At 44.5% G+C, this 14,792-nt stretch carries 12 protein-coding genes and 5 tRNA genes; 10 read left to right on the forward strand and 7 right to left on the reverse strand.

The genetic code is table 11. The features are described 5' to 3' along the window. Positions 1–3 precede the first annotated feature (3 nt). The 10 genes from secG (at position 4) to GVX98_RS01505 (ending at position 6,444) form a co-directional block, all read left to right on the forward strand. On the forward strand, positions 4–333 hold the full coding sequence (gene secG / locus GVX98_RS01460) for a preprotein translocase subunit SecG (RefSeq protein WP_004692710.1): 330 nt from the start codon (positions 4–6) through the stop codon (positions 331–333). Between the two features lie 53 nt (positions 334–386). Further along, positions 387–471 (forward strand) — tRNA-Leu (locus GVX98_RS01465). 49 nt (positions 472–520) lie between these two features. Next, positions 521–597: transfer RNA gene (locus tag GVX98_RS01470), tRNA-Met, on the forward strand. Positions 598–666: 69 nt separating this feature from the next. After that, positions 667–743 (forward strand) — tRNA-Met (locus GVX98_RS01475). Positions 744–811: 68 nt separating this feature from the next. Then, positions 812–888, forward strand: a tRNA-Met gene (locus GVX98_RS01480). Positions 889–977: 89 nt separating this feature from the next. Beyond that, a tRNA-Met gene (locus tag GVX98_RS01485) sits at positions 978–1,054 on the forward strand. 228 nt (positions 1,055–1,282) lie between these two features. After that, entirely contained in the window at positions 1,283–1,807 is a 525-nt protein-coding gene (gene rimP / locus GVX98_RS01490; RefSeq protein WP_004692708.1) for a ribosome maturation factor RimP, read from the forward strand. A gap of 39 nt (positions 1,808–1,846) precedes the next feature. Then, a complete protein-coding gene (nusA, locus tag GVX98_RS01495; RefSeq protein WP_004692706.1) occupies positions 1,847–3,331 on the forward strand; it encodes a transcription termination factor NusA in 1,485 nt (494 codons plus the stop codon). Between the two features lie 9 nt (positions 3,332–3,340). Next, the gene (gene infB, locus GVX98_RS01500) at positions 3,341–6,040 is read left to right on the forward strand and encodes a translation initiation factor IF-2 (protein WP_159127069.1); all 2,700 of its coding nucleotides are present in this window, start codon (positions 3,341–3,343) and stop codon (positions 6,038–6,040) included. Beyond that, on the forward strand, positions 6,040–6,444 hold the full coding sequence (locus GVX98_RS01505) for a ribosome-binding factor A (RefSeq protein WP_004978763.1): 405 nt from the start codon (positions 6,040–6,042) through the stop codon (positions 6,442–6,444). Before infB ends, GVX98_RS01505 begins: the two co-directional genes overlap by 1 nt. 380 nt (positions 6,445–6,824) lie before the next feature. On the opposite strand, the gene GVX98_RS01510 is transcribed toward GVX98_RS01505, so the two are convergent. The 7 genes from GVX98_RS01510 to GVX98_RS01540 all read right to left on the reverse strand — a co-directional run bounded on the left by GVX98_RS01510 (position 6,825) and on the right by GVX98_RS01540 (position 14,773). After that, positions 6,825–7,223 (reverse strand): Na+/H+ antiporter subunit G, encoded by a 399-nt coding sequence (locus GVX98_RS01510; RefSeq protein ID WP_004692702.1) that lies wholly within the window; start codon positions 7,221–7,223, stop codon positions 6,825–6,827. A gap of 11 nt (positions 7,224–7,234) precedes the next feature. Further along, on the reverse strand, positions 7,235–7,510 hold the full coding sequence (locus GVX98_RS01515; RefSeq protein ID WP_004692700.1) for a monovalent cation/H+ antiporter subunit F: 276 nt from the start codon (positions 7,508–7,510) through the stop codon (positions 7,235–7,237). Next, entirely contained in the window at positions 7,507–8,028 is a 522-nt protein-coding gene (locus tag GVX98_RS01520) for a Na+/H+ antiporter subunit E (RefSeq protein ID WP_004692699.1), read from the reverse strand. Before GVX98_RS01520 ends, GVX98_RS01515 begins: the two co-directional genes overlap by 4 nt. Before the next feature lie 2 nt (positions 8,029–8,030). After that, entirely contained in the window at positions 8,031–9,839 is a 1,809-nt protein-coding gene (locus tag GVX98_RS01525; RefSeq protein ID WP_159127070.1) for a monovalent cation/H+ antiporter subunit D, read from the reverse strand. Further along, on the reverse strand, positions 9,839–10,204 hold the full coding sequence (locus tag GVX98_RS01530; protein WP_004692695.1) for a Na+/H+ antiporter subunit C: 366 nt from the start codon (positions 10,202–10,204) through the stop codon (positions 9,839–9,841). The genes GVX98_RS01525 and GVX98_RS01530 overlap by 1 nt, the downstream gene beginning before the upstream one ends. Position 10,205: 1 nt before the next feature. Beyond that, positions 10,206–13,046, reverse strand: coding sequence for a monovalent cation/H+ antiporter subunit A (locus GVX98_RS01535; protein ID WP_159127071.1), 2,841 nt, complete (start codon positions 13,044–13,046; stop codon positions 10,206–10,208). 362 nt (positions 13,047–13,408) lie between these two features. Beyond that, the gene (locus GVX98_RS01540; protein WP_159127072.1) at positions 13,409–14,773 is read right to left on the reverse strand and encodes an AAA family ATPase; all 1,365 of its coding nucleotides are present in this window, start codon (positions 14,771–14,773) and stop codon (positions 13,409–13,411) included. Positions 14,774–14,792: the final 19 nt, after the last annotated feature.

Consider the following 14,792-nt stretch of genomic DNA (forward strand, 5'->3'; position numbering starts at 1 on the left):
AGCATGCAAACTTTTGTGCTGGTAGTACATATTATCTTAGCTGTGTTGATGATCGTGCTGATTTTGGTCCAGCATGGTAAAGGTGCAGATGCTGGTGCTTCGTTTGGTGGTGGCGGTGCTGCAACTGTATTTGGTGCATCAGGTTCAGGTAATTTCTTGACCCGATTGACTGCGGTTTTGACGGCCTTGTTTTTTATCACCAGTTTGTCGTTGGCTGTGTTTGCCAAAAAGCAAACCACAGATGCCTATAGCTTAAAGTCAGTGCAAACGACAAGTTCTGCACCTGCACAATCGACTGAAACTTCGCCAGCTGCACCTAAAACAAGCGAATAATTGGAATTAGTCCTTTCTTTTTTGTGACGATGCTACTAGAATGCGTCACAGCTGCGGTGGTGGTGGAATTGGTAGACACGCTACCTTGAGGTGGTAGTGCTTTCGGGCGTGGGGGTTCAAGTCCCCCCTTCCGCACCAACTTATGAATCCAGAAGATTAAGTTGGTGTATGCAGCAAATTCTGTTGATGCGGGATGGAGCAGTCTGGTAGCTCGTCGGGCTCATAACCCGAAGGTCGTTGGTTCAAATCCAGCTCCCGCTACCAATCTTATTTTAGATGCAAACTAAGGTGAGTAACTTAAGTCATTAAGTTAAGAATATTTTTGCGTTTTGTTGCGGGATGGAGCAGTCTGGTAGCTCGTCGGGCTCATAACCCGAAGGTCGTTGGTTCAAATCCAGCTCCCGCTACCAATCTTATTTTAGATGCAAACTAAAATAAGCAGTTTAAGTGATTAAATTGAATAATTTTTGCGTTTTGTTGCGGGATGGAGCAGTCTGGTAGCTCGTCGGGCTCATAACCCGAAGGTCGTTGGTTCAAATCCAGCTCCCGCTACCAATTTGATTTAGGTGCAACTAAATCAGAGCAAGTACGAAGTATTTAGATTGAAAAATAGTTCATATTTGTATATAATTTTTGCACGTTGATGCGGGATGGAGCAGTCTGGTAGCTCGTCGGGCTCATAACCCGAAGGTCGTTGGTTCAAATCCAGCTCCCGCTACCAAGTTTCTAAAAAGAGGCTCACAACAAGGTGGGCCTTTTTGCACAGTGGATATTAATTTTCTGTGCAATAATTGGGGCGATTACGCCCTTTTTTATTGGCTATCGTGTAGTGTCGATGTGAGCCGGATACGGTGAAAGTCAAAGTGTCATGTTCCACTACTACTATAGTTTGTATTGGCTTGTAGTGGTCTGTTTCGGCCATTGAATCGCACAAAAATGACGAGAGTAAATGAAGCTATCAAATAAAACTCAAGCACTCCAAGACTTAATTGCTCCTGCAGTGCAAGCCTGTGGTGTTGATCTTTGGGGGATTGAATTCCTTCCTCAAGGAAAACGTTCTTTATTGCGCATTTATATCGACAAAGCTGTCGACGAAAATGCAGAACCCATCATCAATGAAGATGGTGAAGAAGAGCAGGGCCGTGGCATCGGCGTACAAGACTGTGTACGCGTGACCCAGCAAGTCGGCGCAATGATGGATGTTCATGATCCAATTTCAGGTGAATATGCACTTGAAGTGTCATCTCCGGGTTGGGATCGTCCATTTTTCCAACTTGAACAATTACCTGCATATATTGGTCAACAGATCGCTTTCCGTTTGATCAGTGCGGTCGATAACCGTCGTAAATTCCAAGCTAAATTGGTTGCTGTAGATCTTGAAGCTGAAATGATTCAAGTCGAAGTGGAAAAGCAACAGGTGCTTGAAATCGATAGTAATAATATTGATAAAGCCAATTTGGTCTATCAAGATTAATTCATTTAATAAATAAGAATCTGAACGAATAGGTGGCTTATGGCACGTGAAATTCTTACCGTAGTTGAAACGGTTAGTAATGAAAAAGGTGTACCTCGTGAAGCGATTTTCGAAGCCTTAGAACAAGCGCTTGTTGCTGCGACTAAAAAGAAATTTTACGAAGGAACAAACTCTGAAGAAGCTCAGCTTCGTGTAGAGATTGATCGTAAAACGGGTGAATACAGCACTTTCCGTCAATGGGAAGTGGTTGCGGATGAAGATCATGAGATGCCAGCATGTCAAGATGCGATTTCAGATGTTGATCCTGCACAATGGTCGATTGGTGATATTCGTGAGCTTGAAGTGCCTTCAATTGACTTCGGTCGTATTGCGGCGCAAATTGCAAAACAAGTGATTGTTCAAAAGATTCGCGAAGCTGAACGTGCGCTGATTGCAGATGCCTACGAGTCTAAAGTGGGTGAGTTGATCTACGGTGAAGTGAAAAAGCAAACCAAAGATGGCTTTATCATTGACCTTGGTGACAATGCTGAAGCGTATCTTGCACGTGAAGAAATGATTGCAAAAGAAATTTTGCGTCCGAAGCAACGTGTAAATGCGATTTTGTTCAATGTGAATCGTGAAGGTCGTGGTGCTCAACTACAATTGTCACGTGCCAAACCTGAAATGCTCATCGCTTTGATGAAGAAAGAAATTCCTGAAATTTCTGAAGAAATCATTGAGATTAAAGCGGCAGCGCGTCAACCTGGCGTTCGTGCTAAAATTGCTGTGAAAACCAATGATCATCGTATTGATCCAGTGGGTGCATGTATTGGTATGCGTGGTACACGTATCCAAGCAGTTCAGCAAGAATTGAACGGTGAGCGTATTGATGTTGTTGTATGGTCTGATGATCCTGCGCAGTACATTGCGAGTGCTTTAGAGCCAGCAGATGTATCGGGTATTGTGATTGATGAAGAAGAACGTACAGCGGACATTATTTTCGCAACTAGCGATCAATTGGCGCGTGCGATTGGTTCACAAGGTCAAAACGTACGTTTAGCCTCTGAACTGACAGGTTACAAACTCAACATGATGCTTGAAGATGAGTATCATGCTCGTCAGCAAAATGAAGCACAACAATACTTAGACCTATTTGTATCGCGTCTAGATATTGAAGAAGATTTGGCAATGGCATTGGTTGAAATGGGCTTTACTTCTTTAGAAGAGATTGCTTATGTTCCAGCTGAAACATTTGACGAAATCGAGCTAGATGCTGAAGTTGTTGAATTACTTCAAAGTCGTGCCAAAGAAGTTGCATTGGCTGATGCATTACAGCAGCAAGAAAACATCCAAGATCCAAGCGCGGAACTCGTTGCAATGGAAGGGATGACGCAAGAGATTGCTTATGCACTTGCAGCACGTGGTGTCATCACAATTGATGACTTGGCTGACCAAGCGACTGACGATATTGCTGATATTGAAGGTCTGGGTACAGAGAAAGCGGGTCAACTTATTATGAAAGCGCGCGAATCATGGTTTAACTAGGAGATCTACATGACGGATAAGACGATACAAGAGTTAGCTCTCAGTGTGAACCGCCCTGTTGAGAAGCTCCTAGAGCAGGTTCGTGATGCTGGTTTACCACAGCGTAAATCGGACGATATAATCTCTACTGAACAACAAGATGCCCTCGTGCACCATTTGAAGAAAATTCATGGTCAAGACGATGGTCAGGCAGGAAAAATCACGTTGAAACGTAAAACGACCAGTACCGCTAAAGTAGCGAGTACCTCAGGTAAGGCAAAAACGATTAATGTAGAAGTTCGCAAGAAACATACATTTACCAAGCCAGATCCAGAACAAATTAAAGCGGAAGCTTTGGCAAAAGCGCAAGCTGAGCAACAAGCTCGTGCGAACGTTCAAGCTATGGTTGAACCAAAAGCTGAAACTCCAGTAGTAAATAAAGCGGCTGCAAACTTTGAAGCGATGCGTGCTGCTGCAAAGCAAGAAACGACGAAGCAAGAAGTAGCAAAAGCTGCGGTAGTTGTGAAGCGTAAATCAAACAATAAGCCTGTGGTTAAAGCACAAGTTAAAGTTGTTGAAACACCTGAACAGAAAAAAGCACGTGAAGCTCAAGCCGCTCAATTAAAAGCGACTGAAGAAGCAGCACGTCGTAAGGCAGCTGAAGAAGCGCAGCAACGTACACTTGAACAAATGCGTCAAATGGCATCTAAGTATTCAAACGAAGATGCAACTGCGACCATTCGTGTAGTGGATGATTCTCCACTTGCTGCGGGTCTGGTTGGTCAAGCATATGAAGACTCATTTGCGAAAGAAGACCGCGATATCAAACGTGGTACCAATACGCCAGCTACACGTGCACCGAAGAAAGGTGGTCGTCGTGGTGAAGAGCAATCTTTCCGTGATAACTCGCATAAACGTGGTTTGAAAACAAGCTCTGCAAACAAGCATGGTTTTGAAAAACCTGTTAAAAAGCAAGTTTATGATGTTGAAATTGGTTCAACCATTGTGGTTGCTGACTTGGCTGCGAAAATGGCAGTTAAGGTACGTGAAGTAATTAAGTCACTCATGAAAATGGGTGAGCTTGTTACTCAGAACCAAGCGATTGACCAAGAAATTGCAGCATTAATCGTAGAAGAAATGGGCCATAACCCAGTTCTTGTATCAGATACGCAAGCTGAAGATAACTTACTTGAAGCAGCAGAAGAAGCACGTGGCGCTCAAACGACTCGTCCTCCTGTTGTGACCATCATGGGTCACGTTGACCATGGTAAGACATCGTTACTTGACCGCATTCGTCGTTCAAAAGTGGCAGCTGGTGAGGCGGGTGGTATCACTCAGCACATCGGTGCGTACCATGTAACAACGGATAAAGGTATTATCACATTCTTAGATACCCCGGGACACGCAGCATTTACTGCAATGCGTTCACGTGGTGCGAAATCGACAGACATCGTGGTATTGGTTGTTGCAGCGGATGATGGTGTAATGCCACAAACAGCTGAAGCGATTGATCACGCACGTGCTGCAGGTACACCAATTATTGTTGCAATCAACAAGATGGATAAAGAATCTGCTGATCCAGATCGCGTATTGAATGAATTGACTGTGAAAGAAATCGTTCCTGAACAATGGGGCGGTGACGTTCCTGTTGCAATGGTTTCAGCACATACAGGTCAAGGTATTGATGAGCTTTTAGATATTATTTCAATCCAAGCTGAATTACTTGAGTTGAAAGCATCTGAAGAAGGTGCTGCTCAAGGTGTCGTGATTGAAGCACGTGTAGACAACAGCCGTGGTGCGGTAACGTCTATCCTTGTTCAAAACGGTACATTGAAAGTAGGTGACCTTGTTCTTGCGGGTGCATCTTATGGTCGCGTACGTGCGATGACAGATGAAAACGGTAAACGTATTCAATCTGCAGGTCCTTCAATTCCAGTTGAAATTTTAGGTCTACCTGAAGCGCCAATGGCGGGTGATGAAGTTCTTGTTGTGAATGACGAGAAGAAAGCACGTGAAGTTGCCGATGCGCGTATGGATCGTGAGCGTCAAAAACGTCTTGAGCGTCAAAGCGCAATGCGTCTTGAAAATATCATGGCGTCTATGGGCAAGAAAGATGTGCCTATCGTCAATGTGGTATTGAAAACTGATGTACGTGGTACATTGGAAGCATTACACGTTGCTCTTGCTGACCTTGCAACAGACGAAGTTAAAGTCCGTGTTATTGGCTCAGGTGTTGGTGCGATCACCGAATCTGATGTGACACTAGCGGAATCTTCTGAAGCTGTTCTTCTTGGCTTTAACGTACGTGCGGATAACGCAGCGCGTCAAAAAGCGGATGCTGATGGCATCGACATTCGTTACTACTCAATCATCTACCAATTGATTGATGATGTGAAAGCAGCGATGAGCGGTAAGCTTGCGCCAGAACACCGTGAAACTATTCTGGGTGTGGCTGAAGTACGTGAAGTGTTCCACTCAAGTAAGTTTGGTGCAGCAGCAGGCTGTATGGTACTTGAAGGTATGTTACACCGTAATAAACCAATTCGTGTCCTTCGTGATGACGTGGTGGTATTCCAAGGTGAGCTTGAGTCACTTCGTCGCTATAAAGAAGTGGTTGAAGAAGTTCGCGCAGGTATGGAATGTGGTCTTGCGGTTAAAGGTTATAAAGACATCAAAGAAAAAGACAAGATCGAAGTCTATGATGTTCAATTGATCAAACGGAGTCTTTAATGGCGGGTAGTCAACGTCTTAAGCGCATGGCGGATACAGTACAACGTGAGTTGTCTGAACTAATTCGCCAAGAGTTGAAAGATCCACGCTTAGGTGGTCTTGTGACCATCTCTGCGGTGAAGGTTAGTCCAGACTTAGGTTATGCTGAAGTATATGTGACTGTGATGGGTCGTGAGCTTGGCGATGAGCAAAGTGAAGCAGCCAATAAAGAAACGCTAGATGTGCTGAACAAAGCATCTGGTTTCTTACGTCACGAACTCGGCCGTCGTATTAAGACACGTATTACACCGCGTTTGCGTTTCCATTACGATAAAACCAATGCATATGGTAACTATATGTTTGGCCTGATTGCTGAAGCAGTAAAGGATTTACCTGCTGACGAAGCAAACAAAGATGATGAATAATTCAGTCTAACTGAATCAAAAAGCCACCTTCGGGTGGCTTTTTTTATGCGGAGTAATGGCTGGAGCTAGATTAAGACTTGAGTGATATTGCATAGGATTATGATAGGGGAATAGGAGGTTGCTTTTAGGGATTATTTTGACCATCAAGTTGCTGTGGACTGGATTGATATGGGCAATGATTCACTAGGGGGAACACTTTGATCATTTTAATTTTTGAGTAGATTGATCAGCCCACCTATATTGGTCAATGTGCTGGATGTGACACTATCTAATAAGTTTGAACCTTATCATCAGTACAATGTTCAAATTAGCGCAACACCACCATGTCAATGCTGAAGCGCTAAAATGTATTTATTTTATTTCCTTAACACCACAAGCGTTTAAAGACGATGTTCAGTGTCTTCATGCTTATTGCTAAAAGCTCTGCGACGAGTGCGTTGCCAAGGTAGTGGACGGTTGAGTGCTTCTGGAACGTCACCACTCAGCGAGCGTAAGCGTAAATGTAGCGCCGCTTGCGCCATCAAATTCGCCGATACAGGTGCAGTTAAGAAGGCAAACAGCGTTAATAACAGCTCAGCAAAACCAAAGCGTCCTTGGAATGCAGAATAGATCATTGCCGCGATCAAGAAGCTCCCTAAGCCTAAGGTACTGGACTTGGTTGGGGCATGCAGGCGCATGAATAAATCGGGTAGGCGTACCATTCCAATTCCTCCGACCAGCATGAAGAAAGTACCGATCATGAGAAAAATTGAGACTAAAATTTCCATCGTAAGTTGCATCGATCTCTCTCCTAGTCAATCACATGACCTGAGGTGAAGTAGCGTGCTAAAGCGGCTGTAGAGACAAAGCCGAGCATCGCAACCAAAAGAGCACCTTCAAATAATGAAGTGCTGGCCCAGTAAATGCCTAATATAATAATGAGGCAGATTGCATTTAAAAAGAGTGTATCGAGTGCTAAGAGTCGGTCTACAATTGATGGGCCGATGATTAAGCGAATTAAGCACAGTAACATTGAAATGGTGACGGCGATTAAACAAATGCCGAGGGCATAAGGCAAAATGGTCATGCTTTGTCTCCTGCTTCGACGCCAAAAATTTGCATCAACGGTTTTTCATAACGCGCTTTAATATTTTCAATCTCGGCATTTTCATCATCGGTGCTGAGGGCATGAACTAAAATGTCCCCGCGATCTTGATCAATCCCTGCTGAAACTGTGCCTGGTGTGGTGGTAATAATCATCGCCAGTAAGGTGTTTACTTCCTCATGTTGTGTTTCCAGCGGAACGCGAAACCACTTCGGTTGTAGACGATCAATCGGACCAAGGACTAATTTAGCCACTTGAATATTCGACATGACAATGTCGTATAACACCACAAAAAATAGTTTCACCGCCGCTTTCCATTCAATATTTGGAGTGTAAGTAATGAATGGTCTGATCAGACGCGGAATAAAAATGGCCAGTAAAAATGCCATCACTAAGCTGGCTGCGTCGACACTATGTGCCAACATCACCCAGCTCAGCGCAACAATCACCGAGACAAAAGGGTGGGGTAACCAACGCTCCAAAAACGACGTTTTTTTCATGTTTAAGGCTCCACCATCGGTTGTAGGCTTTCAGCATCGGGATTCACTTCAGCCTGTTGTTGCTGTTGCATTTGGCGTTTTTTGTATTCGGAAATATGTTCGCCTTTCAGTGTCTCTTCTGAAATTAAATATGGAATCAAATGTGCATTTGGATCCACACGTTCGCCACCATATTTGGTCTCGGGTAAATTTTCACTGTCGAAAGGTTGTACGCTAATGGTTTGTCCATGCTCATCAGTTTTGAGTAAAGCCTGTTCGTAGAGCGCATTATTTTGGATTTGCTCAGCCGTTTGGTAAGTGTACTTTTGAATCGGACCTGCAAAAACCATATAAGCCATTAAACCTAGCAACAATAGATAAATGGTTTTGTCATTGCGCTTCGGTGCTTGATCAGGCAAGGCTTGGTAAGCGGCATAAGCAGCTTCATCAGGGTTGTCTTCAGGTTTGGTTGCGCGCCAAAAAATCACGAAACCCACACGTGTAAACGCGATTATACTCAATAAGCTCACCACTAAAACGGTCACAATAATTAGCAATTGATACGGTGAGTGTGCGGTGGCTTGAAGAATAAACACTTTGCCTAAGAAACCACTAAAGGGTGGTAAACCGGCCATCATCAAGGCAATGGTGAAATAGGTTAACGCCACCACCTTATGCTGTTTCATTTGCGGCGCAATTTTAAAATGGTCTTTAAACTCACCACGTTGAGAGGTAATCCAACCACTTAAAATGTAGAAAGCTGCCGCAATGATGGTACTGTGCACCAAATAATACAGTGCCGCTGCCCATGCCAAGGTATTGAACAGGGAAATGGCGATTAAAATTGTGCCCACAGAAGACAAAATCATAAAACCAATAAAACGACGTAAGCGTTCCGCACCCATCGCGCCAATCACACCATAGACTGAGGTAATTAAGCCAATCGGTAATAGAATGTATTGCAGGATTTCACGGCTAATTGCATCATCAAATACAGTACCATTAACACGTAAAATGGCATAAATACCGACTTTGGTCATGATGGTGAACAGGGCTGCTACAGGAGTGGTTGCAACCGCATAGGTTTTCGGTAGCCAAAAACCGACAGGTAGCATGGCTGCCTTAATGCCAAAGACTGTAAACAACAACAGCCCGCCAGCAACGGCGATACGATGTTGATCACCTTCTAACAAGGGCATCAGACGTGCAACATCCGCCATATTGAGGCTGCCGACGCTACCATAAATCATGCCCAAACCAATCAGAAACAGGGCTGATGCCAACAAGTTAATGGTGACATAGTGAATGCCGAGTTGAAAACGGGCTTTGCCTTGACCATGCAGTAACAGAACATAAGAGGCCATCAACAAAATTTCAAAGAATACGAACAGGTTAAATAAGTCGCCTGTCAGGAAGGCACCGGTTAGCCCCATCAGCAGGAAATGGCACATGGCATGGAAATAACGGCCGCGCTCATCCCATTCTTTGCTAGCAAACCACATCACTGGAACAGCTAAGCCGTAGGTTAAAACCAGCATCAGGGCAGACAGTTGGTCGAGGACCAAAACAATACCAAATGGTGCAGCCCATTCACTCAGGTTATAAACACTGATTTGCCCTGAGCTGGCAAAGATCAGATAGTTGATCGCTGTAAATAAGCCCAACAGCCCAGAGGTATAACTGATACCTCGACGCCAAGGTTGTCGCCAGTCTTGTGCTAAAGAACCTGATCCTGGATTACCCAATAACACCAAAATAAAGGCAGTAATGGCAGGAATTAAAATACTAAAAATTGGGGTGTGTTCGGTCCAAAATTGGATGAAGTCATTCATTATGGCTCATCCTCACGTGGGTCAATTTGTGGTATTTCTTCTTTAGAGTCAACGTGGTCGGTTCCTGTTTCATAACGACTGCGTAAAGCCAGTTGTACAATAAACGCCGTGGTAGCAAAGCCAATCACAATCGCGGTTAACACCAAAGCTTGTGGTAAAGGGTCAGTGGCTTTGCTGGCTTCCGTGAGTACCGCGGGCGCATTAAGTTGAAGTCGCCCCATGGCAAATAAAAATAAATTGACGGCATAACCAATCATGGCCAAGCCAAGTACCACAGGGAAGGTACGGGCCCGTAAAATCAGATAGATGCCTGTGGCAGTCAACAGACCAATAGCGGAGGCAAGTAACAGTTCTAAACTAATCATATTAATCCCCCTTTGGTACTGGACCAGACATACTAGAGTGACGCGAGTCCCCGAGTACGGAAATAAGCAGCATGGTCGCACCCACAACCGTGATATAGACCCCGACATCGAACAGTGCAGCTGTCGCTAGGTGCATTTCGCCTAAGATCGGTGGCGACACATAAAAGTGTGCACTGGTGAGGAAGGGACGTCCCCAGAACCATGCGCCTAAGCCTGTTAATCCTGCAATGACCAGACCTGTTCCAATCCAGATTTCATACAAACGACCTGACTTGGCTTTGAGCAGCTGTTCCGCATGATCTTGACCGAGTGCCATGTACTGAATAATCAAGGCCAAAGCGGTAATTAAACCCGCGATAAACCCACCCCCAGGGAGATTGTGTCCACGCAGGAAGATATACAGACTGACCACCAAGGCAATGGGTAAAATCCAAGATGCGCTAATACGAAGCATCAACGGAGAGGGGTTAAAACGGTAACTGAGACCTTGGGTCATAGTCGTGCCGTGAGTACGCATACCATCCATTAAGCACAGTGCACCAATGCCTGCGATACCGAGTACTGTAATTTCACCGAAGGTATCGAAACCACGGAAGTCGACCAGAATCACGTTGACTACGTTGGTTCCGCCGCCTAATGGAATCGATTGCTGCATGAAGAACCATGAAATGGAGTTGTGATCACGGGTCAAGATGAGCCATGTGATCCATGCAATGCCGAGCCCGCCGCCAATCGCAATGAGGGCATCTCGCCAACGACGTGACACACTTGACTCATAGGGAGTGAGTTGCGGTAAAAGCGATAAACTCATTAATAACAGTACTGTGGTTACTACATCGACGGTGATTTGTGTCAAAGCCAAATCAGGCGCAGAGAAGCAGATAAAGACCATAGTAACGACCAAACCAATCGCACCGCTGATCAATACTGCTTTAATCCGTTCGTGGTGGAACCACAACATCATCCAGCAAGAAGAGAATAACAGTAGCCACAATACAATCGCTAAAGCAGGGGCATGGGTAAGTTCACGGCTACCCGTGGTCAGCCCTTGTCCTAAAAACGGAAGTGCGACTACGGCAATACTGAAGATCACAATCCAAAGAATATAACTTTGTAATTTGCCGTTTTCAGTAAATCGTTTAAATTTGCGCGAGTTGAGCAGGAGTGACTTAAGGAATAAGTCAAAGGCAACTCGACCTTGTAGACGACCTAAATATGGATCAAGATCAATTTCTCGAATTTTGCCACCTTTAGCCAGACTAAAATAGAAAATCAGACCGCCGACCAAGGCAATAGCACTCATCAACAATGGCATGTTAAAACCATGCCATAGAGCAAGATGTGTGCCTTCAAAATTCATCACTTGGGTGCTGGCACGTGCTGTACTGTTGACTATCTTTTCAACCAATAGGGCAGGGAATAAGCCGACTAAAATACACAGAAACGCTAGTAAAGTAGCTGGTGCACGCATGCCAAACGGCGGCTCATGTGCATCCTTGTTCGGAACTTGTTTGCCCACTGGGCCATCGAAGAAAACCCCATGCACCAAACGCACAGAGTAAGCCACTGCAAAAATCCCCGCCAGTGTCGCGACAATTGCGGAGCAGATGAGCACAGGGCCAGATAGATTACTAAGCAGCTCAGTAAAGAACATTTCCTTAGATAAGAAACCGTTGGTCAAGGGCACGCCGGCCATCGACGCTGCAGTGACCATCGTCAAAGTCGCAGTATAAGGTAGCAGTTGCCATAACCCACTAAGCTTACGTAAATCACGTGTGCCTGACTCATGATCGATAATACCTGCGATCATGAACAGCGCTGCTTTAAAGGTGGCATGGTTAATAATATGGAAAATAGCCGCAGCCACAGCTAATGGTGATCCGATCCCCAAGAGACACATGATCAAGCCGAGATGACTGATGGTTGAATAGGCCAATAAACCTTTCAGGTCTTCTTTAAAGATGGCAAAAAATGCAGCCATACACAGAGTAAACAGGCCAATAAAGGTGACCAAATTATGGAACAGTGCTGCACCTGCAAAAATGGGTAACAGTCGTGCCACCAAGAAAATACCCGCTTTTACCATGGTTGCTGAGTGTAAATAAGCAGACACGGGGGTTGGGGCTGCCATCGCGTTGGGCAACCAAAAATGGAATGGAAATTGTGCACTTTTGGTAAAAGCACCGAGTAAAATCAGCAGCAACGTAGGAACAAATAAAGCATGACTTTGAATTTGTGCTGTCATCGTCAAGATTTGATCAATCTCGTAGGTACCTGTGATTTGGCCGAGTAAGATGAAACCACCTAGCATGGCTAATCCGCCCATACCCGTAATGGTCAATGCCATTCGTGAGCCACGTTGCGCCGCGTCGTAATTGCTCCAATAACCGACCAACAGAAAAGAGGAGATACTGGTCAACTCCCAAAAAACGAGGAGTAAAATTAAATTATTGGAGAGTGAAATCCCGAACATGGCTGCCATGAACAACATGAGCAGTAGATAGAGTTTATTGAGAGAATTTTTTGGGCCTAAATAAAAATAGGCATAAATATAAATGAGCGTTCCGATGCCGCTAATCAGTAAGGCAAAGAGGAGGCCTAATGCGTCTAGACGGAAGCTGAAGTCAATTCCAAGCTGCGGCAACCATGACCATGACTGCGTAATGACAGCGCCATTAAACACCTCTCGTGCTTGGGTCAGTAATAAGCCTAAACTTGTCATACTGACCCCAACAGCTGCGAAGGCGGTTAACCTGCGTGAGCTCTGCTTCAGTAATGAGACAAGGGTTGTGCCAAGTATTAACGGTAACAATATAATAATCGGTAGCACACTCGTTTCCATTGTCGTGAATAGGTCGAAACCTATTGGTGAATCTCATCTTTCAAGGATTACAGGACTGCAAGGAGCAGCCCAAGAGTTTCAATCTTGAAAGCCAATGTGAAATTTAAAAATAATGAAGTTGTGTTGCGCAACTCATGAAGCGTTATAGCAAAATCCGATTTCAGTTAGAAATTTGCAAGTAAAACCGATCATATAACATGACTAAAACAACATCAATCTTTTTTGCGCTGACGCAAAACATTATACGCGTGATGGTCGTTTCTTGGTGGATGACAGGCACTTTCTCAGTGCAAGAAATGTAAAAAAAGCGACCGTTGGTCGCCTGTTTTTGAGGGTTTAAATGGCTATGTTTATTAAGCAGGCTAAGTTAATGGATTTGCCGATGAAGCATCATCCTCAGCACTGAGTAAAGCAATCAAATGCTGTTGCTGTTCGGGAGAAAGCTGCTGTTGAATCTGTGTGAATAATTCAGCCACACTTAAATCTTGGGGTTCAGCCGCAATCGGTTCGATAGTTCCACTCGTTGCTTCATGATTGGCAAGGTTTTGGTAAATCACATCGAACTGATGTTGCAGTGGTTCGAGTTGGATAGGACTTAATTGCTTATTTTCCAGTTTGAGGCATTGAAACTCGCTGGCTTGTTCCAGCAACTCACTTCGGTTGCCTGAAGCGATAATTTGTAGTCGAGGAAAAGCCTGATTTAAACGTTTTAAAATGACTTGCGCCATATTTTGATCCAATTGATGATCAATCGCATCAATCAACAGTACGCCGTCACCTTCTAAACAAGGGAACAGGCTTTCAGGGTTGAGTAGGCATAAACGTCGCACAATATCGCCAACAAGCGCTACCCAGTTGCGAATACTATTGGACAGCTGTTGATAGAGCATGCTGTTGCCATGGTAGCGTACCATCAGTTGTAACTTGGGATGATATTGCAGATAAAGATCTTCTATTTCGGGCAGAACGGTTGCTAACGCTTGCTTGAGTGCTTGTAGGCTGGGCGACTGGATATGTGCTTGAGCCTGAGCCAGTTTATAGCTTAAGGGAATATCGGGTGGCATGCTTTTGGGCTGATGCAATATCGTTTGTAAAAACTGTGCAGTTTGCGCATTTTCAATATCGCTGATTTCACGAAACCACTCAAAGAAGCGCGCAAAGGTGGTATAGGGAATAGCTGAAATTTCATAGGCATGTGCATGTTGGAAAATCAGGGGATTGTTCTTGCTGAGAATATTCATCTCATTGACAAAACGTTCCGCAGGATAATACGCAATCAACGGTAAACCTTGCAGCGGATCTTGTAACGTTGCCTGCTGATATAGATTGACCAGTTGTTCGAGTTCCAAGGTTTCAACTCGACTGATGCCAATGCCTTGTTGGTTTAAGGTTTTGTAAAGTTGCCATGTATAAGGTTCGGTCGCAGTATCGGCTGCCGTAGGTTTGAGAGCATATAACTCAGCGGGCACAGCAACTTGAATATCAATTTTGGACTGTAGGCGGTTCAGCATAATGTCGTGATCTAACATCACCACACCTGCAGAGCGTAAATCTTTATAACGGGCCGCAAACCAAGTCAGAGCCTGATAGCTAAAACGTAAGATTGAGGTCTTGCCTGAGGCTTGATCGCCTAAAATTAAAGTGACGGGTTTATCGTGATAAGAAAAATCGACTTTAAGGTCAGCAAAATGCAGGATGTGTTTCAGGTGAATCGATTGAATTTTCATAGAACACCCGCAGCGGTTG

This window comes from Acinetobacter sp. 8I-beige (assembly GCF_902505955.1).
In the GTDB taxonomy this organism is placed as follows: Bacteria; Pseudomonadota; Gammaproteobacteria; order Pseudomonadales; family Moraxellaceae; genus Acinetobacter; species Acinetobacter johnsonii.

Bases quoted from the DNA above. Each gene is read 5' to 3' on its own strand.
- GVX98_RS01520 (WP_004692699.1), bottom strand. From the start codon at position 8,028: ATGAAAAAAACGTCGTTTTTGGAGCGTTGGTTACCCCACCCTTTTGTC.
- GVX98_RS01535 (WP_159127071.1), bottom strand. From the start codon at position 13,046: ATGGAAACGAGTGTGCTACCGATTATTATATTGTTACCGTTAATACTT.
- GVX98_RS01525 (WP_159127070.1), bottom strand. From the start codon at position 9,839: ATGAATGACTTCATCCAATTTTGGACCGAACACACCCCAATTTTTAGT.
- GVX98_RS01540 (WP_159127072.1), bottom strand. From the start codon at position 14,773: ATGAAAATTCAATCGATTCACCTGAAACACATCCTGCATTTTGCTGAC.
- GVX98_RS01515 (WP_004692700.1), bottom strand. From the start codon at position 7,510: ATGACCATTTTGCCTTATGCCCTCGGCATTTGTTTAATCGCCGTCACC.
- GVX98_RS01505 (WP_004978763.1), top strand. From the start codon at position 6,040: ATGGCGGGTAGTCAACGTCTTAAGCGCATGGCGGATACAGTACAACGT.
- GVX98_RS01510 (WP_004692702.1), bottom strand. From the start codon at position 7,223: ATGCAACTTACGATGGAAATTTTAGTCTCAATTTTTCTCATGATCGGT.
- nusA (WP_004692706.1), top strand. From the start codon at position 1,847: ATGGCACGTGAAATTCTTACCGTAGTTGAAACGGTTAGTAATGAAAAA.
- GVX98_RS01530 (WP_004692695.1), bottom strand. From the start codon at position 10,204: ATGATTAGTTTAGAACTGTTACTTGCCTCCGCTATTGGTCTGTTGACT.
- infB (WP_159127069.1), top strand. From the start codon at position 3,341: ATGACGGATAAGACGATACAAGAGTTAGCTCTCAGTGTGAACCGCCCT.
- secG (WP_004692710.1), top strand. From the start codon at position 4: ATGCAAACTTTTGTGCTGGTAGTACATATTATCTTAGCTGTGTTGATG.
- rimP (WP_004692708.1), top strand. From the start codon at position 1,283: ATGAAGCTATCAAATAAAACTCAAGCACTCCAAGACTTAATTGCTCCT.